General features: G+C 36.2%; 24 protein-coding genes. 17 read left to right on the forward strand and 7 right to left on the reverse strand.

From position 1 onward, the window contains the following. Positions 1-88 precede the first annotated feature (88 nt). The 9 genes from ACIGHG_RS12930 (at position 89) to ACIGHG_RS12970 (ending at position 11,742) form a co-directional block, all read left to right on the forward strand. A complete protein-coding gene (locus tag ACIGHG_RS12930) occupies positions 89-373 on the forward strand; it encodes a hypothetical protein (RefSeq protein ID WP_336474297.1) in 285 nt (94 codons plus the stop codon). Between the two features lie 144 nt (positions 374-517). Further along, positions 518-727, forward strand: a complete 210-nt coding sequence (locus tag ACIGHG_RS12935) for a hypothetical protein (RefSeq protein WP_336474296.1) — start codon at positions 518-520, stop codon at positions 725-727. A gap of 47 nt (positions 728-774) precedes the next feature. After that, a complete protein-coding gene (locus ACIGHG_RS12940) occupies positions 775-1,209 on the forward strand; it encodes an SMI1/KNR4 family protein (protein WP_396548794.1) in 435 nt (144 codons plus the stop codon). 762 nt (positions 1,210-1,971) lie between these two features. Then, positions 1,972-5,400, forward strand: a complete 3,429-nt coding sequence (locus ACIGHG_RS12945; RefSeq protein WP_396548796.1) for a DUF4132 domain-containing protein — start codon at positions 1,972-1,974, stop codon at positions 5,398-5,400. A 15-nt stretch (positions 5,401-5,415) separates the two neighbouring features. Next, positions 5,416-6,522, forward strand: coding sequence for an ATP-binding protein (locus ACIGHG_RS12950; protein WP_396548798.1), 1,107 nt, complete (start codon positions 5,416-5,418; stop codon positions 6,520-6,522). Continuing rightward, positions 6,483-8,789, forward strand: coding sequence for a DUF5682 family protein (locus tag ACIGHG_RS12955; protein WP_396548799.1), 2,307 nt, complete (start codon positions 6,483-6,485; stop codon positions 8,787-8,789). Before ACIGHG_RS12950 ends, ACIGHG_RS12955 begins: the two co-directional genes overlap by 40 nt. Next, complete coding sequence (locus ACIGHG_RS12960) at positions 8,779-9,885, forward strand: VWA domain-containing protein (RefSeq protein WP_396548801.1); 1,107 nt, start codon at positions 8,779-8,781, stop codon at positions 9,883-9,885. The genes ACIGHG_RS12955 and ACIGHG_RS12960 overlap by 11 nt, the downstream gene beginning before the upstream one ends. Beyond that, positions 9,861-11,492, forward strand: coding sequence for an SWIM zinc finger family protein (locus ACIGHG_RS12965; protein WP_396548803.1), 1,632 nt, complete (start codon positions 9,861-9,863; stop codon positions 11,490-11,492). Before ACIGHG_RS12960 ends, ACIGHG_RS12965 begins: the two co-directional genes overlap by 25 nt. Then, entirely contained in the window at positions 11,464-11,742 is a 279-nt protein-coding gene (locus tag ACIGHG_RS12970) for a hypothetical protein (RefSeq protein ID WP_336474289.1), read from the forward strand. The genes ACIGHG_RS12965 and ACIGHG_RS12970 overlap by 29 nt, the downstream gene beginning before the upstream one ends. Positions 11,743-12,058: 316 nt before the next feature. Here ACIGHG_RS12970 and ACIGHG_RS12975 read toward each other — a convergent pair whose 3' ends face one another. Continuing rightward, positions 12,059-12,685: an FMN-binding negative transcriptional regulator gene (locus tag ACIGHG_RS12975; RefSeq protein WP_396548806.1), complete on the reverse strand. Its 627-nt coding sequence runs from the start codon at positions 12,683-12,685 to the stop codon at positions 12,059-12,061. Positions 12,686-12,865: 180 nt separating this feature from the next. On the opposite strand from ACIGHG_RS12975, the gene ACIGHG_RS12980 reads away from it, so the two are divergent. The 3 genes from ACIGHG_RS12980 to ACIGHG_RS12990 all read left to right on the forward strand — a co-directional run bounded on the left by ACIGHG_RS12980 (position 12,866) and on the right by ACIGHG_RS12990 (position 14,286). After that, a complete protein-coding gene (locus ACIGHG_RS12980) occupies positions 12,866-13,225 on the forward strand; it encodes a hypothetical protein (RefSeq protein WP_336474287.1) in 360 nt (119 codons plus the stop codon). A gap of 552 nt (positions 13,226-13,777) precedes the next feature. Continuing rightward, positions 13,778-14,002, forward strand: coding sequence for a helix-turn-helix transcriptional regulator (locus ACIGHG_RS12985; protein WP_090919484.1), 225 nt, complete (start codon positions 13,778-13,780; stop codon positions 14,000-14,002). A 32-nt stretch (positions 14,003-14,034) separates the two neighbouring features. Beyond that, entirely contained in the window at positions 14,035-14,286 is a 252-nt protein-coding gene (locus ACIGHG_RS12990) for a hypothetical protein (protein WP_139207762.1), read from the forward strand. A 79-nt stretch (positions 14,287-14,365) separates the two neighbouring features. On the opposite strand, the gene ACIGHG_RS12995 is transcribed toward ACIGHG_RS12990, so the two are convergent. The 3 genes from ACIGHG_RS12995 to ACIGHG_RS13005 all read right to left on the reverse strand — a co-directional run bounded on the left by ACIGHG_RS12995 (position 14,366) and on the right by ACIGHG_RS13005 (position 15,666). Next, a complete protein-coding gene (locus ACIGHG_RS12995) occupies positions 14,366-14,884 on the reverse strand; it encodes a hypothetical protein (protein ID WP_336474286.1) in 519 nt (172 codons plus the stop codon). Positions 14,885-15,093: 209 nt separating this feature from the next. Beyond that, positions 15,094-15,492: a CHRD domain-containing protein gene (locus tag ACIGHG_RS13000; protein ID WP_336474285.1), complete on the reverse strand. Its 399-nt coding sequence runs from the start codon at positions 15,490-15,492 to the stop codon at positions 15,094-15,096. Between the two features lie 30 nt (positions 15,493-15,522). After that, complete coding sequence (locus ACIGHG_RS13005; protein WP_336474284.1) at positions 15,523-15,666, reverse strand: hypothetical protein; 144 nt, start codon at positions 15,664-15,666, stop codon at positions 15,523-15,525. A gap of 157 nt (positions 15,667-15,823) precedes the next feature. On the opposite strand from ACIGHG_RS13005, the gene ACIGHG_RS13010 reads away from it, so the two are divergent. Together ACIGHG_RS13010 and ACIGHG_RS13015 are read left to right on the forward strand one after the other, a co-directional pair. Next, positions 15,824-17,785, forward strand: a complete 1,962-nt coding sequence (locus ACIGHG_RS13010) for a bifunctional metallophosphatase/5'-nucleotidase (RefSeq protein WP_396548810.1) — start codon at positions 15,824-15,826, stop codon at positions 17,783-17,785. 365 nt (positions 17,786-18,150) lie between these two features. After that, positions 18,151-18,675, forward strand: coding sequence for a leukocidin family pore-forming toxin (locus ACIGHG_RS13015; RefSeq protein ID WP_396548812.1), 525 nt, complete (start codon positions 18,151-18,153; stop codon positions 18,673-18,675). A gap of 310 nt (positions 18,676-18,985) precedes the next feature. Here ACIGHG_RS13015 and ACIGHG_RS13020 read toward each other — a convergent pair whose 3' ends face one another. Beyond that, a complete protein-coding gene (locus ACIGHG_RS13020) occupies positions 18,986-19,204 on the reverse strand; it encodes a hypothetical protein (protein WP_336474280.1) in 219 nt (72 codons plus the stop codon). A gap of 87 nt (positions 19,205-19,291) precedes the next feature. On the opposite strand from ACIGHG_RS13020, the gene ACIGHG_RS13025 reads away from it, so the two are divergent. Next, the gene (locus tag ACIGHG_RS13025) at positions 19,292-19,618 is read left to right on the forward strand and encodes a hypothetical protein (protein WP_396548814.1); all 327 of its coding nucleotides are present in this window, start codon (positions 19,292-19,294) and stop codon (positions 19,616-19,618) included. A gap of 344 nt (positions 19,619-19,962) precedes the next feature. On the opposite strand, the gene ACIGHG_RS13030 is transcribed toward ACIGHG_RS13025, so the two are convergent. Continuing rightward, a complete protein-coding gene (locus ACIGHG_RS13030) occupies positions 19,963-20,685 on the reverse strand; it encodes a DUF2812 domain-containing protein (RefSeq protein ID WP_336474278.1) in 723 nt (240 codons plus the stop codon). After that, positions 20,682-20,999, reverse strand: coding sequence for a PadR family transcriptional regulator (locus ACIGHG_RS13035; RefSeq protein ID WP_090919455.1), 318 nt, complete (start codon positions 20,997-20,999; stop codon positions 20,682-20,684). Before ACIGHG_RS13035 ends, ACIGHG_RS13030 begins: the two co-directional genes overlap by 4 nt. A gap of 684 nt (positions 21,000-21,683) precedes the next feature. On the opposite strand from ACIGHG_RS13035, the gene ACIGHG_RS13040 reads away from it, so the two are divergent. Next, a complete protein-coding gene (locus ACIGHG_RS13040; RefSeq protein ID WP_396548817.1) occupies positions 21,684-23,534 on the forward strand; it encodes a S8 family peptidase in 1,851 nt (616 codons plus the stop codon). Positions 23,535-24,382: 848 nt separating this feature from the next. Continuing rightward, positions 24,383-25,210 carry a MerR family transcriptional regulator gene (locus ACIGHG_RS13045; protein ID WP_396548819.1) on the forward strand — a complete coding sequence of 276 codons (828 nt, stop codon included), beginning with the start codon at positions 24,383-24,385 and terminating at the stop codon, positions 25,208-25,210. The last annotated feature ends 66 nt before the right edge of the window (positions 25,211-25,276 follow it).

Consider the following 25,276-nt stretch of genomic DNA (forward strand, 5'->3'; position numbering starts at 1 on the left):
TAAGGGTTGCATGGAAGGCTCAAAAATAATTCTATGTATGCTAGGTTTATGGAGGGACATATATGGAATTGTTAAGGGATGTGTGTAAATGAAAGAGTTTTATCACTCTGAAAAGAAGAAAATTCGAGGTTGGAAACGACATAAGAGAAAGATAGAAAGATGGAAGCAAAATGTAATCGACATAGATATGAATTACATTCGTGAGCATCAAAGAGATTATGCAAAGTTGTGGATTCATCCCTTTTATTCTTTAGTCCGTAGAAATCCTCCTAATTGGTATAATCGTTTACTATTAAATGAAATGATAGATGTATATCTAAACTGGTATGAAAAAATGACAATGGAAAATGAAAACTTTTACCTGAAAATTTGATTATATGAACCAGACTTTATAAGTTCTCAAATTGTCGTTTCTTACAAAGATTGTATAAATACTTACAATGATACCTTTGACAAAAACTTTACCACAAAGAAATTTCCGTTTCATAAATATGAATCATTAAAGGATAAATTAGCTTTGTTTGGTTGGGAAGCTCACATTGATACCGAAATGTATTGGGATAAGGAACTAAAAGAAGATATAGTAACAGGGTTTAGAACAAAAGATGAAGTAAATGAAATAATAAATAAGGCTTATAAAATCCAGAAGATTAAGCTCAGTGATGGAGATGACGTTCTTTATAAGGTTAATGTTGGGGAAGTTTGGTTGGGAACACTAAAAAAATGATTTTGTGAATCGTTGGAAAACCAAAGGAGAGGAAGCTTTAGGAGGGAATGAAAGTGAATGTGTTGCCTGATAAATTAGACCAATTTCTTGGAGAAGACATTTATAAACGTGAAGATAAGAAAAAAGTGAAAGAGGCCTTAATTAGCTTGGGTGTAGAAGTATCTGATACATTTAGTGAATTTTATTATCGGTATGCTGGACCTTTTTGGGAAGAGCACGTTCCTTACGAGTTGTTAGATATTGTAGATGAGGAGAACAATATTCAATCAAATACAATGATTGCTCGAAATGAGCATGGATTTCCTAAAAAGTATCTGGTTTTAAGTGAAATGTCAGCAAATGCCGTACTAGTGCTTGATAGTGTAACTGATCGAGTTTATTCGGTTCATTTTGAAGGTGGAGATGAACTGCTTTTAAGTGGGGAGTTAAAGGAAACTTGGTTAACATTTTATGTGTTTTTAAAGGAATATTTTAACTGTTAGCTAGAGAATAAGTTAATGTCAAATAGAAGAATTGTAACTACTTAGTCACTCTATGAAAAACTGACAGAAAAGCATTTTTTTAAATGGTCGAGAGAGACTGGCTATGTATGGTAGCGGTCAGGGCCTTTTCCTGCCACGCGCAAAATTTTAAAATAAAGAAAGGCAGCAAGGTGTAGGTCCATTTTTATCTTCGTGGCAGCAATCTATATGCTGAAAAATGAAAATAACTTTCTATAGGTAATAAGAAGCATATTTTTAATGGAATCATACCCCTTGCCAAACTTCTAAATGAAATGGATATATAGTTGTAAATTGCAAGTATAAAAATCTGATGATGTGATATATAAGTCCAAATTAAAAACCTGACATAAACCCCTTTTCTTTTTAGATAATCGAGAGCGTCTGGCCATGCGTAGAAGAGGATGGTTCCTTTTTCTGCCACGTGCGAAGTTCAAACAAAGAGAGAAAGAAAGTAATAGGTTATTTTTTATTCAGCATGGCGGCGACTTGTGTGTTGGAAAGTCAAGTTGGATTTATATATATCATATATTCCGTAGAAACATATGTTCGTATTGAGGTTAATATGCTATACTAGTAATGTAAATATATTCCGTATATTATGCAAAACAGTTTATTGCAATTAAGTGTTTTAGAATTAGAGATTTCAGATATATGAAAAAATAAGCGTTATCATTTTTATATGATGTAACTAACTACAAGTTACAGTGATGAACTTATAAAAGAACTAGGGAGGCAGAGAAGATGGCAGTCAGTACATATCAGTTGTTTCAGCACCTTAATATGACAGGAGAACAAGAGGATTTAGCAATACGTTACTTGCAGACGAGAGATGAGGAAGTTTTAAAAGATATAGAACGAACGACCATTCGCGAAAATAAACGAGATAGTTTTTCTTGGCAGTTTATGAACGATTTTGAGAAAACGTATAAGAAAGATCCAGTGTTTTTTCGGTTATTTTATCATTTGCTTGAGGAGCAATTGTTGAATGTTCTTCTAGTACGTTTTACACGTGTAAGTTTTCCGGAGATGAAGGTTTATTTTGAAAAAAGTGGCCTTTCGCTTGATCTGCTTGTAGCATCTGCTTGTAAGTACTTAACTAATCTTTCGCGTTATGTAAATGAAGCAGATGTTTTTATTAGACAGTTAATACGGGAGAATCCAGAGTACATAGAAGGACAGCTGCAAGTACTGACAGGTCGGCCAAAGCTAGTTTTGCTTCTGCTTCTGCTAGATGCAGATTATGAGAGATTTCTTACTTACAGTTCTTTATTGGAGAAAGAACTGCAAGAGCATGCTGAGTATATACTGAGGCTGAACGGGGCACAAGAGAAGATAGAATTGGCGAAAAGATACGTTCAAGGTGAATCTGTCAGCGAAGTTTCTATTGGTTCATCTTTACCTGATGTGACTTGGCAGCTATTATTTCGTGTTTATCAGCATTCGAATGTGGCAAGACGATATATGGACTTGTTAGCGAAATGTTCTGTTGAAAATTTTATGAATTATGCAAAGGGTCATGTGTGTCGTATTCTTGATCAGTTTGGAAATCATATAAGAACAAAACGTTTGGATAAACAAGCGTATGAAACAATTCGAAATTTGTGCGAACAATTCGGTATTTCAGAGGAAAGATTTTTCGCATATCGTCTTACACATCATCATTTAGGTGGTACTAACTTCGATCAGGTATATGAATATCAATTGTTGTTTCGTATGGTGGAAGAGCAGCCGGAATTTGTTCAGCGTACGCTGCAATATGTAAGTCAAAGTCATTATCTTTTCGTGGCGATGCTTTTGGCGGAAAATGGATGCGAATTAAATCGAAACAGAGTACGTGAAGAATTTTTAACGATTGTCCTTCAGTCGATATCATCTGACATACGTGATACATATCGTGACTATTTAGTTGGAAAATTGTCATTTGAAGATATGAAGCAAGTATTCGAAAGTTCGAAACATCAAAATAATTACTGGAGAATGCCTGTCTTAGAAATTGCACTCCTTTGGGATATAGAGGAAGCGGCAAAGAGAGAAGCAGCGCTCGAACTTCAATTCGTGAATGATTATAATTGTAGTTTATATGAACTTCTGCACCGGTGTTCTCATATGGAAAGTTCGCTGGAACAAATGTTAGAAGATCTTCTTTCCTATGGTTTATCAAGGGAGACGCTCGTTTCTCATTCAGTTAAACAAGCTGCCTGGCACAGTGGGAAGGAAAATAGGGCAAAAGAGGCGCTCGTTAATTTGTTTATAAAAGAACGGGCATATGTGACAGAAACATTTGCTGCGTATTCTGTGGATGAACGAGTTTTCATTTTGGATGAGTTAGCAAAGAATGATGCGGCTAAAACGCGCGCGCTTCTCACTCAAAGTCTCGGAGATTCCTCTAAAAAAGTACGTACCGCTGCAGTCGAGCTTCTTACGAAAGATGAAGCAGCAGCAGAGGATGTAGCGAAGGAATTGAATAGTAGAAAGAAAGTCGTGCGCGAAAATGCAATGCAGACACTTTTATACTATAAATCTGAAAAATATACACAGCTTGTGCAGGAAGCTTTGCAAGAAAAGAAAAATGCTTCTTTGATGGAGAAGTTTGCTCCGCTGCTTGGTGATGAAGTCCTAGAAGGGGCATCAGGAAGTATTGAAGCTCTTTGTACACGTATTTTAACGCCGCAAAAAAGAAACGCACTCGTGCAGTGGCTCGGATTTGAACCGCAAATTCGTCTTCGTGATTCCGATGCAATTGCAGATGCAACGCTTCCTCTTGCTTATTTTCAGCAGTATGTATCGGAGTCTGTAATTGAGAAAAAGGAAGCAGCGGAAGCAATAGGTGCTGCTCTGAATGAACAAGATTTGAAAGAACATATACAAGCGATTTATCAGCTATGGATTTCTCAAGGCGCGGAAGCGAAGAAGCGCGGTATTCTTTCGATGTATGGCATTCATAGTGATGATGAAATGGTGCTGCTTCTCAAAAAGCAGATTGATGAGTGGGCACTTGGCATGCGCGGAGCTATCGCTGCTGCAGCTGTTCAGGCGTTGGCGTTGTCTTCATCACATCTTGCACTTATGACAATTAATACTATGGCATTCAAATATAAACATAAGCAGGTGCGTAATGCTGCGAAAGAAGCGTTGAGTCTCGCTGCTAAAACGCGTGGTATAACAGAAGAAGAACTAGAAGATCAGCTTGTTCCGGACCTTGGCTTTAATAAACGCGGTGAAAAGATAATTGATTACGGAAGCAGGACGTTTACTGCCTATTTAACGCCAAACTTGAAAATCGATTTAAAAACAGAAGAAGGAAAACGGATTAAGTCGCTTCCGAAACCAAATGCAAAAGATCATGCGGAAAAAGCGGAAGAGGCTAAGGCGGAGTTATCGTCTATAAAAAAACAGCTGCGAAGCATCATTACGATGCAAACGCAGCGTCTGGAAATGGCGCTTTCTCTCAATCGCTATTGGTCACAAGATACATGGAAGTCTCTGTTTGTGGAGAACCCAATTATGCAGCAATTTGCCATCTCGCTTATTTGGGGCGAGTATAAGGAAGGAAAAGTGCTTGCGATGTTCCGTTATATGGAGGACGGTACGTTTAATACGATTGAAGAAGATGAGCATGAATTTACGCCAGACACCGTTATCGGCTTAATCCATCCGCTAGAATTGTCTGAAGAGGAACGGGAATTATGGAAGGAACAATTAGAAGATTATGAGGTTGTCCAGCCATTCCCGCAAATTGCCCGCGAAGTATTTCGGGCGAAGGAAGATGAGGAAGTAACTGTGGAAAGGTTTGCTGGCATTCAAATGAATGGTCGTTCGCTGTTTGGTAAGTTGACGAAGTACGGCTGGAATCGCGGACCGGTTGAAGATGCTGGTGTGTACCATACTTTCTATAAGGAAGATACTCGCACAGGATTAGGAGCGGAGCTTGCATTTGAAGGTGCACCGGTTGGATATGAAGAAGAGGACGATGTCTGTTTATTTGAAATCCAATTTTATAAAGCAGGGACAGTGGACCGCGGTTCATACTCTTATGACGAAGTTGATGATGCGAGACGCATCGTGCCAAAACAAGTACCGGAACGTTTTTTCAGCGAAATTTTATATGATATAAAACGGACGACAGAATCGAATCTCGGCCGTGATGAAAACTGGCGCAGTAAGCGATAAGAAAGGAAATGACATATGCAGTCTATTAAACCGTTAATGGAAGAATTATATGAAGTAGAATTGAATGCTTTAGAAGCGAATGATTCGTTTCCAAAACCAGCTAACTGGCGGTTGTCACCACGCGCGGTTCGTACGTTTATTATCGGACAAGAAGAACCGCTTCTTTGGCAGGGGCAGGAAGTAGAAATTAGTCGTAAGTTTTACGGTAATGATGCGCTTGTGGAACGAGCTATTGTCACATTAGCAGGGAATCGCGGACTTATGCTAATCGGAGAGCCGGGAACAGCAAAGACGATGTTAAGTGAGCTGCTTTCTGCTGCGATATGCAGAAATAGTCGTAACACTGTGCAAGGAACAGCTGCTACGATGGAAGATACGATTAAGTACTCATGGAACTATGCACTTCTTCTTGCGAAAGGGCCTGTAAGAGAGGCCCTTGTGCCAGGTCCCCTTTTCGTTGGTATGGAACAAGGGATATTAACTAGATTTGAAGAGTTGACGCGCTGCCCCCAGGAAGTGCAGGATTCGTTGATCAGCGTTTTGAGCGATAAGGTGCTGAACATTCCGGAGTTTGGAGAGCAAGGAATTCTTGCGGCAAAGCCTGGATTCAATATTATTGCGACTGCGAATACGCGCGATCGCGGCGTGAATGAAATGAGTAGTGCATTGAAGCGTCGTTTTAATTTTGAAACAGTGCATCCAATTAAAGATGTAAAGCTTGAAGCAAAAATTATAGAGTCGCAAGTAACGCGCTTGTTAGGGGCTTCTGGCATCATACCAGAAGTGGACCGGACGGTTGTTCAGCTATTGGCGACTGTTTTTCATGAGCTGCGGGAAGGCGTGACTGCTGAAGGAAAACGAATTGATCAGCCTTCTTCTGTTATGAGTACTGCAGAAGCAGTATCGGTATATTATCAAAGTGCAATGGATGCGTATTATTATGGAAGCGGACAAGTGAAGATGGATGCACTTGTTCGATACTTATCCGGAACGATTGCAAAAGAAAACAAGGAAGATTTAGAAAAGCTGCGCAGTTACTTTACAAGCATCGTCAGAGCACGAAGTCAAGTAGGAGGAGAGGCATGGAAGTCGTTTTTCGAAGCTCGCAATCAGCTGAAGTAAACACATTGTTTCAAAGAGCTTACAATGTAAACAACAACGTCGTATACGTGCCGATTCGCCATCATAGTCCTGCATGCTCTTTTCACGTACAAAAAATAGTTGAATTATATAAACCGGATGCAATTCTTATAGAGGGGCCGATTGATTGTAATCCGCTTATTCCGCATATCGTGAGCGCCGAGAGTGAGGCTCCGATTTGTATATATTGCAGTTATGATGATAAAGCGGATGTGCTTGAAAAAGGAGAGAGTGGAAAGTACCGTGCGTACTATCCCTTTCTCGACTATTCACCGGAACTTGTCGCACTTCGGGAAGGATCTGCACGCAACATTCCCGTTTCATTTATTGATCTTCCCTATAAGGAATATTTGTATGTAACGAAAAATGAGGAAGAGCGCGGAAAGTATGATGAACAATACTTCCGGCACAGTCAATATGTCCGTATGCTCTCAGAAAGAACGGGTTGCCGAAGCTTTCATGAATTTTGGGAGAAATACTTTGAATTGCAAGGTTTTCATATGACAAGCGAGGAGTTTATCCAGCAGCTCTTCGATTATTGTTATTACACGCGCGCAGACTATACGCAAGAGATGTTGATAGAAGACGGCTGCATGGCGAGAGAAATACATATGGCAAAGGAAATTGAAAAAGCGCGTAAAGCATATGATAAGGTGCTCGTAATTACCGGAGGTTTTCATGTGAAGGGACTTCTTGAATTGGAAGGCGAAAAGAAAAAACTGTCTAAAAGTCCGTTGTCTGCTACATATGCAAAAACGTATCTTATGCCGTACTCCTTTTTGGAAAGCGATCAGACGCGCGGGTATGAGAGCGGTATGCCTGCACCTGCTTTTTACCAACACATATGGGAGAACAGGGATAAAGCGGCAGCCGAGCAATTTATGATACGGGTTGCTAGGCAGTTAAAAACAGAAGGGATATCAATAGCAGATGAGATTGAGGCTGCGCGAATGATCCGTGAACTTGCGCTGCTTCGAGGCAAGATGCAGCCTGGATTGTATGAGCTGATGGACGCGGTGCATAGCGCATTTGTTAAGGGAGAGATATCCTCGGCAGATAAACCTTTGATGCTGCTTCAGAAGAGTCTGCAAGGGACGAAGCGAGGGAAATTGTCAAAAGAAGCGGATGTGCCGCCGCTCGTGCATGATTTTCGTGCCTCTGTTCGTTCGTTTCGTCTTCCAGCCCGCTCCACTGTACCGCATGAAACGATTCTTGACATATATAAAAAAGAACGGCACCAGCGTTTAAGTCAATTCTTTCATTGCCTCGCTTTTTTAGAGGTTCCGTTTTGCGAGAAGCTGCGAGGTCCAAACCTTGCCAGAAAGCAGAACATCAATCTTATGCGAGAAACTTGGAAATATCGTTTTTCAGCGCAGGTGGAAAGTGCTCTCATTGACTTATCTGTGTATGGTGGAACGGTGATGGAAGCCGCTCAGGAAGTACTGCGAGCAAAGCTGTATAAGGCAAAAGGGCGTGTGGGAGAAGTGGCTCTTTTATTGATGGAAGCCTACTTAAGCGGGTTATTTTCTGATTTTGCCATGTACATTCCGTTAATGGATGAGGCGATACAAGAGGATGGAGACTTCGTGTCTATGGCAGATTGCGCTTACTATTTATCGCAAATAGAGAAAACGAATCAACAGGCAGAAAGCGCCCGAAGCAAAGCGCTTTCGTTATTTTCTGTTTTAGATAGCGGCGAGCCAGGAATCATTGCGGAAAAGCTTATCGATTTGTATACATTGCAGCCTGCAGATCAGCAGTTTATTGAAGCGTTAGAGCTTTATTTGCAAAAAGAAAAACGGGAAAGTCAGGTCGAAGGAGCAGTATTTGGGCTGTTAACTTCCTTAGCGAAGAGGACGGTTGATGATGTCATTCAAGTGGCAGAAGGATACTTTTATGGGAGCGGCGATATGCAAAAGCAAGCCCCTCTATTTTTGAATGGTTTGTTTGCTGGTGCAAAAGATATTTTCTTATATAACGAGTCGCTGCTTGGCGGGATGTCTCATGTTCTGCAAGAACTTGATGAGGAGACATTTTTGCAAGTACTGCCGCATTTGCGCCTCTTGTTCAGTCAATTCACTCCGCTTGAAGTCGATACGATCGCCAGACAGATTGCTCGGTTATATGACACAACGGAAGAAGCGGTGAAAGAAGAAGTGATTTCGGAAGCTGTGCTGACGTATGCAATGCAGTTAGACCAGAAGGCACGGGAGATTTTGATGAGACGGGGGCTAGAAGATGGAGAATAAGATCTCTTTGAATCGATGGCGTCTTGTTCTTGGGAAATATGCGGATGATCAAATAACATTTCAGGAAGAAAGCCCTGTATACAGGGAAATGGACGAGGCGCTGGAGTTTTTGTATGAACGGGAGCGCGGGGAAGATCGCGGCGGGTCGCTGGATCCTTCGCAGCTAACAGTACCCACTTGGGTTTCGAAAGTACGCGAGTTGTTTCCGAAAGAAACCATTGAAATTATGGAAAAGCATGCGCTCGAAAAGTATGAATTAACGGCTTTGCTGCAGGATAAGCAAACGCTTGAAAAAATGGAACCGAATATGAATCTGTTAAAATGCATCTTACAATTTAAGGATCATGTAAATCCGGATGTATTGGACACCGCAAAGCGTATTGTGGCCAAAGTAGCTGAGGAGTTGCGCCTTAATTTAGAGCAGGAAGTGAAGCTCGCTTTAAGCGGTAGACCGGATCGAAACCGTGCTAGCCGTGTACGCACGATGCGCAACTTTGATTTTAAGAAAACGATTCGAAAGAACATGAAGCATTTTGACAAGGAAACGAACACCATCCATATTGAAAAACCATATTTCTATGCGGCAACGAAGCACGTTAACCCATGGCGTGTGATTCTTGCAGTAGACGAGAGCGGAAGCATGATTGATTCTGTTATTCATAGTGCAGTTATGGCTGGCATTTTTGCAAGTTTACCGACGATTAAGACAGATTTGTTCATCTTTGATACATCCGTTGTTGATTTAACAGATCGGATTGATGATCCAGTCGAAACGCTTATGAATGTACAGCTTGGGGGCGGAACATATATTGCCCAGGCACTGCGCTATGCAATGAATAAAATAGAGATGCCGCACAAAACAATTGTTGTGCTTGTAACGGATTTATATGAAGGCGGCAGTTACGCTGAAATGTACCGAGAAGCGGTAAAGATTGTGGAATCAGGAGCAAAGCTTATTGTACTTACTTCTCTTGATCCGACTGCACAGCCTTTTTATGATAAACAGGCAGCGAAAAAAATGGCAGCGCTTGGTGCTCATGTAGCGGCGCTAACACCAGGGAGGTTGGCACAGTGGATCGCAGCAATCATTTCTTAAATGTTCTTTCCTCTATTGATGAAACATACTTGATCGCAATGTCCAACAAAGGAACATATAAGAGGGCGATCAAAGATTTGGCTGCTGTAGCAAATGTCAAAATGGACGTAGAAGAGAATGCAGCGCAAATACAGTTTGATGACGAAATTACTGTAACGTTTACAGGTGATATCCGTAGTTACTCATGTACTTGTGACGCCCGCTCCATTTGCAAGCATGTAATTATGGCGCTGCTCGAAGCTAAGAAGATGTATGAAGGAGAAGAGGAAACGAAGGTTGATTTTTCCACTCTTTTGAATATGGACGTACGCAGCATTGTTTCTGAAAAGGTATGGGCTGAGATGATGTTTCGCGAAACATTTCAGCCGAAGTTCAGTTTGGAAGAAGAGGCAGCTTTAATTGCGTCCTTTCCAGAAGAGAATATAACTGTTCGCTTTCTAACAGCTGAATCGGTAAATGATGCAATTTGTACGTGTAAAGCAGATGGGATATGCCGTCATAAGGCGGAAGCCGTATATTGGTATCAAAAGGAGAAAGGGATCTTACATGAAACGAAACAGATGAATCCCCTTATTATTGCTCCGGAAAAGTTATCCCCTTTTAAAGAAATGATCGAGCAAGTTGTTCATTTTGGATTAACGCGGCTTACTGAAAACACAATCAATGAAATAGAACAACTTTCTGTAAAAGCTCGTTCTTTGAAACTAGTAAAGTTAGAGAACTTATTTCGTAAGCTCGCGACAGATATCGGGCTATATCGGATGAAACATGCGTCTTTTCAAATGGCATCTTATCGGCAAACGCTATCCGCGATTTATGAACACATTATGTTGTTAGAGAGGCACCGCTTGCAAGAGAGTCCGTATCGCTCGGAATATTATGAAGTACCACCGCTTACTTTGTACGCCTTCGGTGCATCCGGCTGGCAAACGAAGTCCGGTTATGTTGGTGTAACGTATTATTTCTATAATCAAGAGCAGGAAAAGTGGATGACATACACGCAGTCGCGTCCGATGTTTTATGAAGGAATGAGTACAACTCCTGAAATACTTCATGAAAAGCAAGCACCATGGGGAATTACAGGGAAAGGATATGAACTGTCTCGTTCATTTTTTCGACTGAAGCAGGCAAAACTTAACGCCGATTTTCAATTGTCATCTAGCTCACAAACAGCAGGAGAAACAGATGGAAAAACAAATGTAGCAGAGTGGCAATCTCTTTTTCTGACCTCATGGGAGGAATTGCTAGAAAAAGTAAAGCAGATAGAGACAAATAAGCAAGGAATATTTTGTATAGAAGCTGCGGAAATAGGAGAATGGCTGCTTCAGGAAAAGGAACAAAAATGGATCATTCCTCTTATCGATAAGACCGGTAAAATATTGCAAATGCAAATGCTGAAACGACCAGAAAACGAACGAATGATTAGACTGGTAAAAATGTATATGGGCTCGTTGAACGTAAAGCGAATGCTTGTCCATTCCTATCAGGAGAGTACAAAGCTCGTTGTCACACCTGTCATCTTATATACAGAAGCAGGAGAGATTGTAAATATTACACTCAATGAAGGAGAAACGTTCTATGATAGAGTTAGTGCGTATAATCGATGAAGTGGAACAATTTCTAGATGAGATGCTCATCTCGGGAGCAGGTACTGTACCTCTTTCTTTTTTTCATGATATGAAACGAGAATGCGAACGGTATGGTCTCTCTTATGCTGCCGCGCAGCTGCTTATCATAGAGGAAGAGCGAAACAAAGCACGCTTCCTTCATACAGAAGAAACAAGCAAGCTCACAGAAGCGTTTTGTAAGTTGCAGGAGTATATTCAAGTTATAAAGGCTGAAATGTTACATTTATAGATAAGGTAGAAGACGTTGCGGCAGATACTGCTATTGGCTAGCTACTAATATCATAAAGATGGAACTAAAAAAGAAGCAGGAGAATATTTTGGGGAAATCTTTACTTGATTTCTAGTTTTTAAAAGCTTTTTGATACTTGGATCATATAGCTGTTTCATTAAAAACCTATTATTATCATGATAAATCATCAGTAGTATGAATAAGAAAAGCGAAAATTTTCCCTAGTTATTGTGTTGGCAATTCGTACAATACAGGAATTTTCGCTTTTTGTATGTTTTTTCTTTCTTTCTGCCACCCTCGTGATTTGGTTCTGAACTTAATTTTCATTAATTGGTCTCATTTTTTCCATCCAGTTAGCTACTTCTATTGCAGAGACATCGTTTTCATTCTTAAGATTATTAGTAATTGATTTGTAGTCATCATTATTTCGGTTTTGACTTAACTTAAAGGAAGCTTCAACTTTCTCAACTTTTATTTTGAAGCCTACAATCCCTTTCATCTCTTGTTTTAAAAATGTTGGATCTAAAGTATCCCATAATACTCCATTATCTCTACCTTGCTCATATTTCTTTAGCACTTTTGCTAACATAAGCTCTAACTCTTCGCCTTCTACAAGCTGAGCTGTACCATATACATGGACTGATACATAATTCCATGTGGGTACATTTTCTTGCGCATACCAGGAAGAAGATACATAAGCATGCGGCCCTAGAAATGTAACTAATACTTGAGGATTTTCTTTTAACAATTTCCAGTGAGGATTGGCATAAGCGAAATGTCCTGATAAATAAGTATGTCCCTGTTCATTATATACATCCAGTGGAAGGTGTGTTGCAATTGGGAAATCTTTCGTACTAGATAGTAAGGTTCCAAATGAATAGTTTTTGATAAATTCTAAAATAAGTTCTGAATCTTGCACTTCAAAATATTTAGGTGTATACATAAAAACCCTCCTTAAAGTGTGAAAATCTATAATGATGAATAAAATATAACACGTTTTATTTGGAATAAAATGATTTTTGGAAAATATTGTACATTGTTTGCTGGTATTCTTTTTTGCAATGGAATCAGTGATGTGTTAAAACGATGAGAATAAGAATTTTAGCAGAAAGGAGAATAATAGATGAGTAAAATCGCAATTAAAATAAGCCCTAATGATGCGCTTCATACATATATAGTTTCTTTGAGAAAGTATACTGGTTTAGGAATTACAGACATAAAAAATAAAATTGAAAACGAAGATTGTTTTGCCGAAGTGGATGCGAACGATATTGACGATATGCAGAACTTAAAAGGGTTAGTTGATAATTTGTTGAAGTTAGGCGTAAAAGTAAAACTATTTGAACGTGATGAATATGGAGATGGAATTTTTGATTATCAAGAAATTTCTCACCAAGAGTTTATGAATCATATGAACCGATTAGAAGAAATTATGGAAGAACTACAGGATTACGATGATGCGTTAGTTGATACTAGTACGTAATGAGATAAAAGGTCAAAAAATTGATAAATTAGAGAGGGAATATAATTAGAAGTCACGTCTACATTTTAATGAAAATACACGCTAAACATGAAAAAACGCTAACTTTATCCCGCTACTTTAGGGTAGTAGGACCCCGCCTTAAGATTCAGAGAAAGCGAAGAAGATAGGTGGGGGATGAAGAAAACTCTCACTGATGGAAGTTTCACTTTATTATTCTAAGGGGTTCATCAATCCTGAGCAACGATCATTTTTGAGTTTCATTGCAAAAGAAAAAGCATGTTTTAGAAAACATGCTTTAGCCATAAAATATTTTATATGTTTAATCATGTACTTGCATAGAAAGATAATAAATCCCCCTCAACTATAACTAAGATATGGATATCTCTTCATTATAACAAGGTTCTAAACACTTCCTTATGGATATGTTTTATAGACATTTGTAAGAAAAAAACGACATAAAGTATAATTTTTTATACTTTATGTCAAAAATACTTTACTTTTAGTAAGAAATACATTACTATAAAGATAGATCAAAAAGAGGTGGTGATTTGTTTGAAAAACAAATTAAACGATACAACCGAAAATAAAGTGTATGAACTAAGAGTACTTAGAAAAATGACACAAAAAGATCTAGCTGAACTTGTGGATGTATCAAGGCAAACGATTAATGCATTAGAACAAAATAAATATACACCATCCTTACTGTTAGCTTTCAGAATTGCCAACCAGTTTGGGGTATCTATTAATGAAGTATTTACATATAAAAGAGAGGACTGATTCATTTGTTTAATTATTTCGCCGTAGGTATTATGGTAGTTGGATTTATCGCTGTAGGTATTATGACGTACTCAAATTCTAAAATAGGAAAATCTGATGAAAGAAGTTTATTACTTCGATTAAAAATTAATAACGCTCAATATTACACACTGCTTTTTTCGCTCACTGCAATAATCTCTTGGGACCCTGCGCCTGACATGAATCGTAAATTAATTTTTTGTGCGCTAGTTTTAAGTTTTATTGTTGGAGCAATCAGCTCAACATATCATCAAGCAAAAAGCTAAACATCTTCTTACATACAATAAAAAAGGCGTATCCTGCTTATGGAATACGCCTTTTAACTATTCTTTTTCCTAATTTTTATTACCATCCAAGCCAAACGTTTCCTTCGTGCCATGATTTATCTGTATTTACTAAAGTTACAACATAATTCCCTGCTTTCATAGGGCCAAAAAAGTTTGTAACATGCTGGTTACCACTGGTTGGCTGTCCCTGTACAGTATGAGTTATTGTTTTTCCAGATGATAGACTTTTTACTACAACATTAAATTTAAAAGGTTTATTGTTTTGAAAAGCTACTCCAATATATCCGTTATCTGATGCAGGTACAGTTTTTTTCACTTGAATTGATGTAGAGAATTTGTAATTAGCATTATATTGCCATTTAAATGCTGCAGCTAGGTTTTCTTGCATAAGGTTGTTTTGCTCAAAAGAATTTGGGGCAAAGGGGCTGTTAATTCCATTTGGGAATTCAGTCCCTTCTGAAATGTATTGTTGATTTACTGAAGAATTTGTTTCAGCCTTAGATTCTGATGGAGCTATTGTTGATACTCCTAAAACTCCAGATAATAGCGCACTTGTTACCATAATTTTTTTAAACATACACTCATCACCTTTCTTGGAATCAGAATTATCTAACAGTTGCTATTATAGAATGAATTTACTTTTTTTTACATATCAAAAACTTGAGAAATATTTATAGAAGAAACTTATCCGAATAAGAAGTAATTTGTTTAACTCCTCCTCCAAAATAAAAAAGCACCCAAATGGATGCTTTATGTCTTACACTAAAAATATTTTCACTGCTGTCATTAGCAATGCTGCAATTGGCCACGAATTTCGCCATTAGGATGTTGTACGGTATGAACATTAATATAAATATTTCCAGAATTAATTTCTCTTACAAGATCGTCTAATGTTTGACCAGCCAATGGACCAATCAATTCTTCTTGAGTAATTGTTCCTGTAAAAGTTGCACACTCTATCGAAACTGGATTTGTTATAGGACCAAATAAAAATACTACAACAGGACCATTTGTTCCTTTCGCCCCTAGATGCAGATGAGCAACTACTACATTCTCTATATCAAATAAATCTAATTTAAACTTTAAGCTTAGTTTATCTTGGCTTAATTTAAAGAAAGCTTTTCCTCGAGCATCTGTTTCTACTGGTGGAACTTCATTTTTACCACGTAACTTTGAGAAGAACATGTTTATCCCCCCTATGCTTTTTCTTCACTCCTAATATATGCTTGTCCTTCTTAAATGGTGAAAAGTTAAAAAAGCAACCTTTCTTAAAAGGAATGGTTGCTTTTTTCTTATTCTCTCTTTCTCTTGTCTTAGTCTTTCTCTTCTTCTTTCAGGTGTTTCTTTGTCTTCACTCATTATCTCACTCCAATTTTCTATAATTTAGATGATCAATAATAGGGGGGATAAATATTTAAAATTATCTTTTGTAGTTGAAGTTTTCCAAATAATAAGTTACATTTTTAAAGTTCAAAAAACTATATGACAGTACAAAAAGGGGAGAAACATTGTTATTATGCCAAAAATGAGATGGAAGAGCCTTGTATGTTATTTTGTTATTTTTATACTGCTTGGAGCAGCAATAACAATCAAACCAGGTATCTCTAAAGCAGAGGAATCTGATGTTAATATTACATTATTGGGTACTGCAGATATTCATGGTAGGTTTATGCCTTGGGATTATGCACTTGATGGTGCTAATATGAGTGGAAGTTTAACGCAGCTTTATACAGTTATAAAGAAGGTACGTCAAGAAAATCCAAATACCATATTATTAGATGCTGGAGATACAATTCAAGGGAACTCAGTAGAATTATTCAATGATAAGCCACAGTCTCCGATGATGGTAGCAATGAACGAAATGGGATATGATGCTTGGGCATTTGGAAATCATGAATTTAATTTTGGATTAGATACATTGAAAAAAGTTAGTGAGCAATATAAAGGAAAGACTTTAGCAGGAAATATTTACAAGGAGAATGGAGAGCGTTTTCTTCCTGCATATACGATAGTTGAAAAAGGTGGCATCAAAGTTGGAGTTATTGGCATGGATACACCAATGATTAGTGATTTTGAAAAAGGGACAGATCATTTGGCTGGTTTAGTGGTGAAAAATCCAGTAGAAGAGACAAAAAAGGCAATTAAAGAATTAGAAGGTAAAGTAGATGTAATGGTAGGGGTTATGCATATGGGACTAGAAAATGAGAATGGCATCCCTGGTACTGGGGTTCAAGATATTGCAAATGCCTGTCCAGAATTAAGCGCTATTTTTGCAGCTCATATGCATAAACTTGTTAAAAAGGAAGTTGTAAATGGTGTCATTATTACAGAACCAGATAAATATGGCACGCATATCTCACGTATTGACCTTACTTTTACAAAGCAAGATGGGAAGCTGGTTTTAAAAGATAAAACAGCTACCACTTTACCTGTAAAAAATGCTGATGGAACAACGGTATTATCCGATCCTGCACTTGAAGAAACATTAACACCTTTTCATGAGTATGCGAGAGGAGATGCAAATGTTGTAGTCGCTCAATTAAAGGGAAGGAATCTCGTTCCTGAAAATGAAATAAATGGTATTCCAAGCGTGCAAATTCAAGAGACACCTTTGTCAGATTTCTTTCATGAAGTCATGCTCTATTACAGTAAAGCAGATGTAGTAGCCCATCAAATTGATAACGATTATGCTCGTTTAGATGTAGGTCCTATTAAGAAGAAAGATATTGCGTATAATTACCAATATGCTTTGGGAGAAATTACAGTATATAAGATAACTGGAAAAGATTTAAAAGATTATATGGAATGGGCGGCGGGGTATTTTAACACATCTCGTGCCGGAGATGTAACAGTTAGCTTTGATAAAACACGCCGTGCGTCTAAATACAGTACGAACGACTTCTTTGGAGGCGTGAAATACGAAATTGACTTAACAAAACCATATGGAAGTCGAATTACAAATTTGCGATCTATTCGTACAAATAAACCAATCAAAATGAGCGATGTTATGACTCTGGGAATGAATGCATATAGAATGGAGGCTCTTCAAGCAAAAGGAGGGGCTTTAGAGGGACGTAAGTTTGAACAGATTTGGTCATCTAAACAAGAGAATGCATTTGGCGAAACAGGTGGAACCATTCGTAATCTTGCTATTACATATTTAAAAGAGGTAAAGAATGGTGTATACACGCCAAAAGTTATGCATAATTGGAAAATTATCGGTGTAGACACACATTCTTCAGAGCATAGGGCTGTAGTGGATCTCGTAAATAAAGGAATTTTAGAAATTCCAAAAACAGAAGATGGAAAATATACAAATATAGCATCTATCAATACTAAAGATTCAATTACAAAAGAAGAGATTGTAGCACTCTCTCAAAAAGCTCACGTTAATCCAAATCAGTTTAAACATGTAAAAACAAAAGGTGAATTTTACAAAAAACTTAATAGGGTTATTAAAAATATAGAGGAAATCTAATGCTTAGATTGTTTTAGTTTGAAAATATATTCCCTATTATATTTTAAGGAAGAATTGACTGATCCGGTATTCAAAAGAATGGTTATATAATATATAAGGTATGTCAAATACAATCTTGTTTGTATGAATGTTTTGATTTGCATTCTAATAGGGATGTTACAGTTGTAAGTTTTGGGGTATAGATATACTTACCTAGATGCAGGATAGGTTACTTATACTATCCTGAAGGTGAAATACGAATTGGTCATGTGAAAAATATTATGAAATAGAACGAGACTGCACGTTATAAAACCGTAGGAATAATGAATTTCTACGGTTTTTAGCATATTGTATATGTAGAGTGAAGTTTGACCGTATAAAATAAAGTGAAACTTCCATCATCATCTGCATCAGCCGGTGCATCTTGGTCTAATACTGTATCATATGAACAACCAGACTATAAAACGTTTGTAACAAATAACACAGATAAAAAAGTAGATTGGAATGTAGAATTTAATCAATTTTATAATAAAGGATATGGACCTTATAATAGAGATTCAAATGTTTTTTATGGTAATGAACTATTTATGAACTCACGTACCGATCCATTCATTAATGCGGGAGATAATTTCACATCAGACAGTCAACTTCCAGCTCTGGTAAGATATGGTTTTCAGCCAAGTACAATGGCAATTATAATTGCAGATAAAAATGCAACTACAACGGATTTATCTGTAAAACATGGTAGAGAAGACGATGTGTATCTCTTAAGTTATAATCCTATAAAAGGTTGGACAGGAGAAAATCACAAAAATTATACGCATGGCAACTTTGGAACTATAGATAATTATAAACTTCATTGGAAAAATAATAAAATTATTCACCAAAGTTCTGGGCTACAATCGAATTAACAACAAATTTTTATCTATAATAGTTAAACCTATTCCAATACTGGAATAGGTTTTTTACTTAATATTTGAATGCAAACTTTTGTTTATTAGTTTACATTAAAATCCCCTTAACCATTGACTTCACAACAAATCTCCTGATATCCTCAAAATTAACAAGAAAAGTATACATTCAAAACTATTTAATTAAAAGCTGAAAAAACTATTTTTCTTTTTTCCATGATATTTGAAATTCCCCACCATGTTCTTCCGTTTTAATCTTAACCTTATATGTATCTTCCATAATTAAACATTTCTCCTGATAATTACAAAATTAATATTTCTTCAAAGAGTGAGATTTCTTAAAAAAAAACGAAACAATCTTATAAAATATAAAAGTAAATAACGGCATTACTACACAAAATACAATCGATAAAATAATTTTTTCGTTAAATGTAGCCTCTGCTCCAAACCATATAGCTAATAAACTAGCTGGAACAGCAATAGCACAAAAAATCATTAAAATTTTCTTAAATACATCCAAGGAAAACATTTTTAACCCCCTAACAAAAAATTAGTTTAGTATTTTTTTAACCGTATTAAATATATAACTATTTTAATACCATAAAAGAGTATTGCAATGATCATTATTTTTCCGAAAATTTTTATCGTTAATTCTAAAAGGGCACCTTGTTTAAATGCTTTCTTTAGAATGAATTCAAATAGAAGTCCAAATACAACAATTATAGCTAAAAAAATTAATAAGGAAACTATTTTGCTGGAATACGTAGTCGCATTAAAAATAAGATATTCTGGAAAGATGACAAAATCTATTACAGGGCTTAATGTGTTACATATTTGGTTATCACATATGTCTGTTATAGAAGTTGATTATGTTATGGATTTAACTAATTTTTCAATTGATTTTTTCATGTCTTCTCCTTTTAGATTTATGCAAAATTGTTAATATAATAATGTTTTTTAAATACCGACCTATAATAAAATAATAACAAAAAAGTAAAAAAATTCATATTTAATAAAAATTGATTTCGATTAAAAGGTATATGGCAATAAATCTTATTTCTATCGTTTTGGGGTAACTCGCTATTTTTAGGTTGATGGGCATGTATGGTGAGGCCTATACCAGCAGTAATTAAAAAAACCGCTATTTTGAAAAAAAGTGACCAAAATAACGGCTTTCTGTTTAACTAAATAACACCTTTTTATAATTAAGTTTGATCATTTCTTACTTCGCTAAAGCCCACTTTAGCTCAATAACAATGTCTAAAAACTTTATTTTCGACCTTTATACTAAGCTCTCTTCCCACCCATTTTATGATAAAGAGACATGATGACCCAAATAGCAGTTGGAAGTGCGATTGCTCCAATTACCATAGACGCTAACAGGCGAACTACATTGTCTGAGCCATCGACAAATAACAAAGTAATAATAGCAATTAAGAAGAGAAAGAATGGTATAGTTTTCAATAGATTGACTAATCCTTCTTTTCCTGTTGCCTTCCATTTGTTATTGTATGTTGCGATTACAGTCCAAGCTGTTGGGATGGCAATTACACTGAGAATAACAGCTATTACATGAAGTAATGATTTTAAGGTACCAGAGCTTATCATTGCTCCAATCCATACGAGTACTGTTATTAAAACTAACGGAATTGCTAGACACTTCACGGAACGATTTGAATTTTCGTACTTTTCAATCGATGTGTCACGGTCACTATAAATTGGTTTTGTACCAGGATATGCTCGAAATAAATGAATATTTCCTTCTGAGGCAATATGCGACCATCCAGAAGATGAAAAAAAGTAAAAGTATTCCTCTTTTTCATCTTCTTTTAATGAACGATAATCTACATTGTAGATATAATCTGAGCTTTCTCCTTTTTCAAGCGTATAACCCATAAACTGAAAGTCACTGACATGCCAACCCTTCAAAGAAAATCGGCGTAATTTTTCCATGTCCTTATCCTCAGAAAAAGCTAACCCACCTGACGTAATATACTTTGTTTGTCTCATTCTTCAACCTCCTTTAATCCAGTTTCCGCTAATTGAATCATCAGTTTTCTTAGCTTCAACTCTTCTTCTAATACTTCTCTGCCCTTCTCAGTAAGCAGATATGTTTTACGTCTTGAATCCGACCCATCATGCAAATAAATCCACTCTTGTTGTAATAACTTTTTAATAATCGTGTACATTGAAGCAGGACCTATAGTAATTGCCCCTTTTGTTGTTTCTTCAATTAAGTTCATAATAGCGTAACCATGCATTGGTTTACTTAAAGTAGCCATAATATTAAACATTGAATCTGTTAATTGCTCAGTTTTCTTCAACCAATCACCTTCTATATCTTTTTAGGATATATCATAAAACGATATATATATCCAAAAACAATATATCATGATGTGATACATATGTCTAGAGTTATATCACATATTGATACATAAATATGTGATATTTTTGCTTAAGGATCAAAAAAAAACTTACAATGGGCTTTTCGCTAAATCTAAAAATATAGGATGTTCTTGTCCATTATCCTTCTACAACTAAACTGCACTTTTTATAATTTTATTGGTTCATACTTTGCTGTCTATGACAGCAACCCTGTCACTACTCCATATAAAAGTAAAAAAAGAGGCTGTCTTCAAAATACCGTTATTCAACGACCTTTTGAGACAGCTTCTTTTTACACCTAGCATCTAGCGAGTTAATATCATCTTTTCAAATTAAAAGGTAAAGATAAAAAACTCCTGAATGGGCTTCTATATCCTAGATGTAAATAATATATTGCTGTGACCTAGTTTTACACGTATATCGGCTGCCCACCCAATTAGCAGCAACTTATATGTTGGAAATTTAAAATGGATGTATAAAATGATATGAAAAATTGCATATACAAATACATTGAAGTCTATTTAGATACTCCTTATAATTTATCTAGTATAAAGCTTTGTACGTAATTATTTTGATATTTTTATAGGAAAATGTTTAAAAATGAAAAAGTAGAGGGAAAATGAATGAAAATTTTTAAAGGAATGCTAGTGTCTACACTAGCAATTACAGCTTTTACGGGATTAGGAAAGACTTCTCATATAGTGAGTGCTGCTTCAAACGATTCAGTAGTACAGCAGGAAAAATCTAATGTAGAGAAAAAAGAAGAAAAGCAAATCATTGTAAAGTTTAAAAATGAAATCAATTTACCGTATGAAGATGGTATAGAAAAGCGAATAAAACATGAAAAAAATGATATTGTACTAGAAAAAATTTTTTCTGAATTCCCAGATTTAACATTAACACGCTTATTTACATCTGTAAGTCCTGACGAAATTCAAAGTATAAATAAACGTGCTAAAACCGATAATAACACTTCATCTTCTAACTTATTAAATTACTATGTAATTCAAGTTTCAAAACATGTACAAGCAGAAGTATTAGTAGAAAAGTTAAAACAATCAGCTTTAATAGAGGATGTATACATAAGAGAACCAGAAAATGTAACACCACCAGAAGTACAGATGCCAAATTTATTTCTTAATCCCTATGATGACCCTAGATTTGAAAACCAAGGATATTTAAAAGAGGCACCATATGGTATTAATGCATCTTATGCATGGGGAATAAAGGGCGGAGACGGAAAAGGTATAACATTTGCAGATATGGAGTATGGATGGCTATTAAATCATGAAGATCTAGAAAAGCACAATATCGAACTTATATCCGGAAGAAATACAGATGCTCACGCTGGACACGGTACGTCGGTTCTAGGAATTGTTTCTGCGGAAGATAATCAAATCGGCAATATTGGTATTGCACCAAATGCTACTGTAAAAGTAGTATCTCAAATTAGGGATGACGGCAGTAATAACAAAGCGGATGCCATATTAAGTGCTGTAAATACTCTACATGCTGGGGATGTTTTATTATTAGAGGCACAATCAGCTTATGAAGGATATCGTGATAAATATTTACCAGTTGAAGTGCAACCAGATGTATTTGATGCGATTCGTACTGGAACGGATAAAGGAATCGTAATCATCGAGGCCGGAGCAAATGGTTGGAATGATTTAGATGAATTTAAAAATAAAGATGGAAAAAAAGTCTTAAATCGTAATAGCAAAGATTTTAAAGATTCCGGTGCAATTATGGTCGGAGCTGCTTTATCAACCGTTCCTCACGGGCGTTCATGGTTTTCAAATTATGGAAGTCGAATTGATGTATATGGATGGGGCCAAAATGTAGATACAACTTCTGCGGAACCAAATAGAAATGCTAAAAATTTATATACGTCAAGCTTTAATGGTACATCGAGCGCTTCACCAATTATTGCCGGTGCAGCCGTTTCCATACAAAGTATTGCGAAGGAGCATTTGGGTCAACCTTATAAACCAAGTGAGTTAAGAGACATCTTAAGTAATCCAAATACAGGAACACAATCTGGAGAGCCAGATTATGATAGAATTGGTGTTTTACCAGATTTAAAAGCTATATTATTAAAATTAGGATTTCAACCAAATGAAGAAGATTCAAAATACCTGAGAGAAAAAGAACCAAATAACGAAGATATAAAGGCAAATCCAATAGATTTCAATACGACTATTAAAGGAAATCTTAACGACAATGATAAGTCAGATATCTATACTTTTACGATTAATTCACCGCAAAATATAGATATTTCCGTATTAAATGAAAAACAAATTGGAATGACATGGACACTTTATCATGAATCAGATTTACAAAACCTTGTAGCATATGGGAAAATTGATGGTAATACCATTAAAGGAGAATATAATGCGAAACCAGGGAAATATTATTTGCATGTTTATAAATATGAAAATAAAAATGGGTCGTATATATTAAATGTAAAATAGATTTTATGTATATGCATATATGAAGCAAAAGGAAATCTCTAAATGAACTGTACCCCAATTGTTAGACGTAACTAATAATTGGGGTACAGTTTTTTATGACCAAATATCTATCTTCCTATTTCGCTGCAGATATTACATCATTTTCGGAGATTGATTTGCAATATTTCTTCGTGTTCCATATTGTCCTTTAATTATAAGTAACTTATTTAACTCGCTTTATGCTCAGTGAAGGAAAATCTGTTTTTATTTTTTGAAAGGGTCCCTGCCCCATCTCCATCAACTTAAAAATTTATAGCGCTCTCAGAATGAAATTTTATGTTAACTTGTAACAAAAAAATGAGCCGAACTCTCATAAATAACTGTAAAAAGGTGAAATTTTCGTTATGGGGATGTCTCAAAATATTAGCTTGATGGGCATGGAGTCACGTCACCAAAAGTAAAAAATTGTACGTTTAGATACAATTTAGACACATTTCAGATGATTACCTGTACGTTAAGGAAAAATAAAGCTATATTGATTCTACTAGTTTTCTTTTTTTGAAAGAAGATTGATTGAAAAGAATTCTTCTTTCAAAAAACCTCCGTTCAAATTTTATAATAAAGTCTGATTAAAAGATTGGTTGAGTGACAAAGAATGGTACCCTTGTATAAAGCAATGCGGACCAGGGGAATCATAAGGTGATGGATATGTGGGAAAAAGAAGATATTTTAATTGCCCTGAAGAAGCAGTATGTCTCTAAAGGTGAAATTGCGAAGATGTAGGGGTAGTGACAGGGTTACCATGTCACTATTCCTACTACCTGGTCATTTGTTTGGAAAATTTTATCAATCTAAGTAAGGAGAGAAATATGTACACGATTAGCAGATTTTCTCAGCTATGCAAAATGAGCGCTCGTATGTTACGACACTATGACAAAGAAGGACTCTTAAGACCAGTATATATAGATACAACGAACGGATACAGATATTATGAGAATAGCCAATTAGAAATGGCACTACTAATTAAAAAACTGAGAGAATACAAATTTTCTTTGCCGGAGATTAAAACAATCCTTCAGACATCAGATAGAAAATTGTTTGTCAGATTAATACATTTGAAAATGAATGAATTATCAAAGGAAATCAATCAATATAGACAGATCATTACAGAAATGCAAGAGATGATTGAAAAAAAGGTGGATTTGATTCAAGGAGAAAGAAGATTGTATGATATATTGCTCGGAATGAGAAAAGAGGTAAGTGTCATAAGTCAAAGATTGCAGATTAATATTGCTGATGTAGACAAGTACATTGATTCCTTATACGATAAGGCGGAAGAAAGTAACATTCAGTTACATGGTGTACCCTCTGTCATTTTTTTTGATGAAGAGTTTAGCCCTGACCATAGCGATATTGAATTAATGATTCCGATTATTCCTGGGGATGAAAGAGATATATCAACAGAATGGCAAATAAAAAAGCTCCCTGAAAAGTTTATTGCCACTACATTGCATATCGGAAGTTATGACTATATCGGATATGCACATATAGCGCTTGAGGAATGGGTGGAATCCAATGGTTATTGCTTAGATGGTCCGCCTTATGAAACCTATTTGAAAGGTCCAGAATGTGACTGCTGCGCGGAGGAGTATGTGACACAAATCTGTTTTCCTGTTATTAAAAAAGAAAAACAATAATTGCTTGACCTTGACACTATGTCAAAGCTTATTCTACTTCCAAGAGAAAGTAAAAACATAATAAGG

Source organism: Bacillus sp. NPDC077411 (assembly GCF_044543425.1).
Classification (GTDB): domain Bacteria; phylum Bacillota; class Bacilli; order Bacillales; family Bacillaceae_G; genus Bacillus_A; species Bacillus_A bruguierae.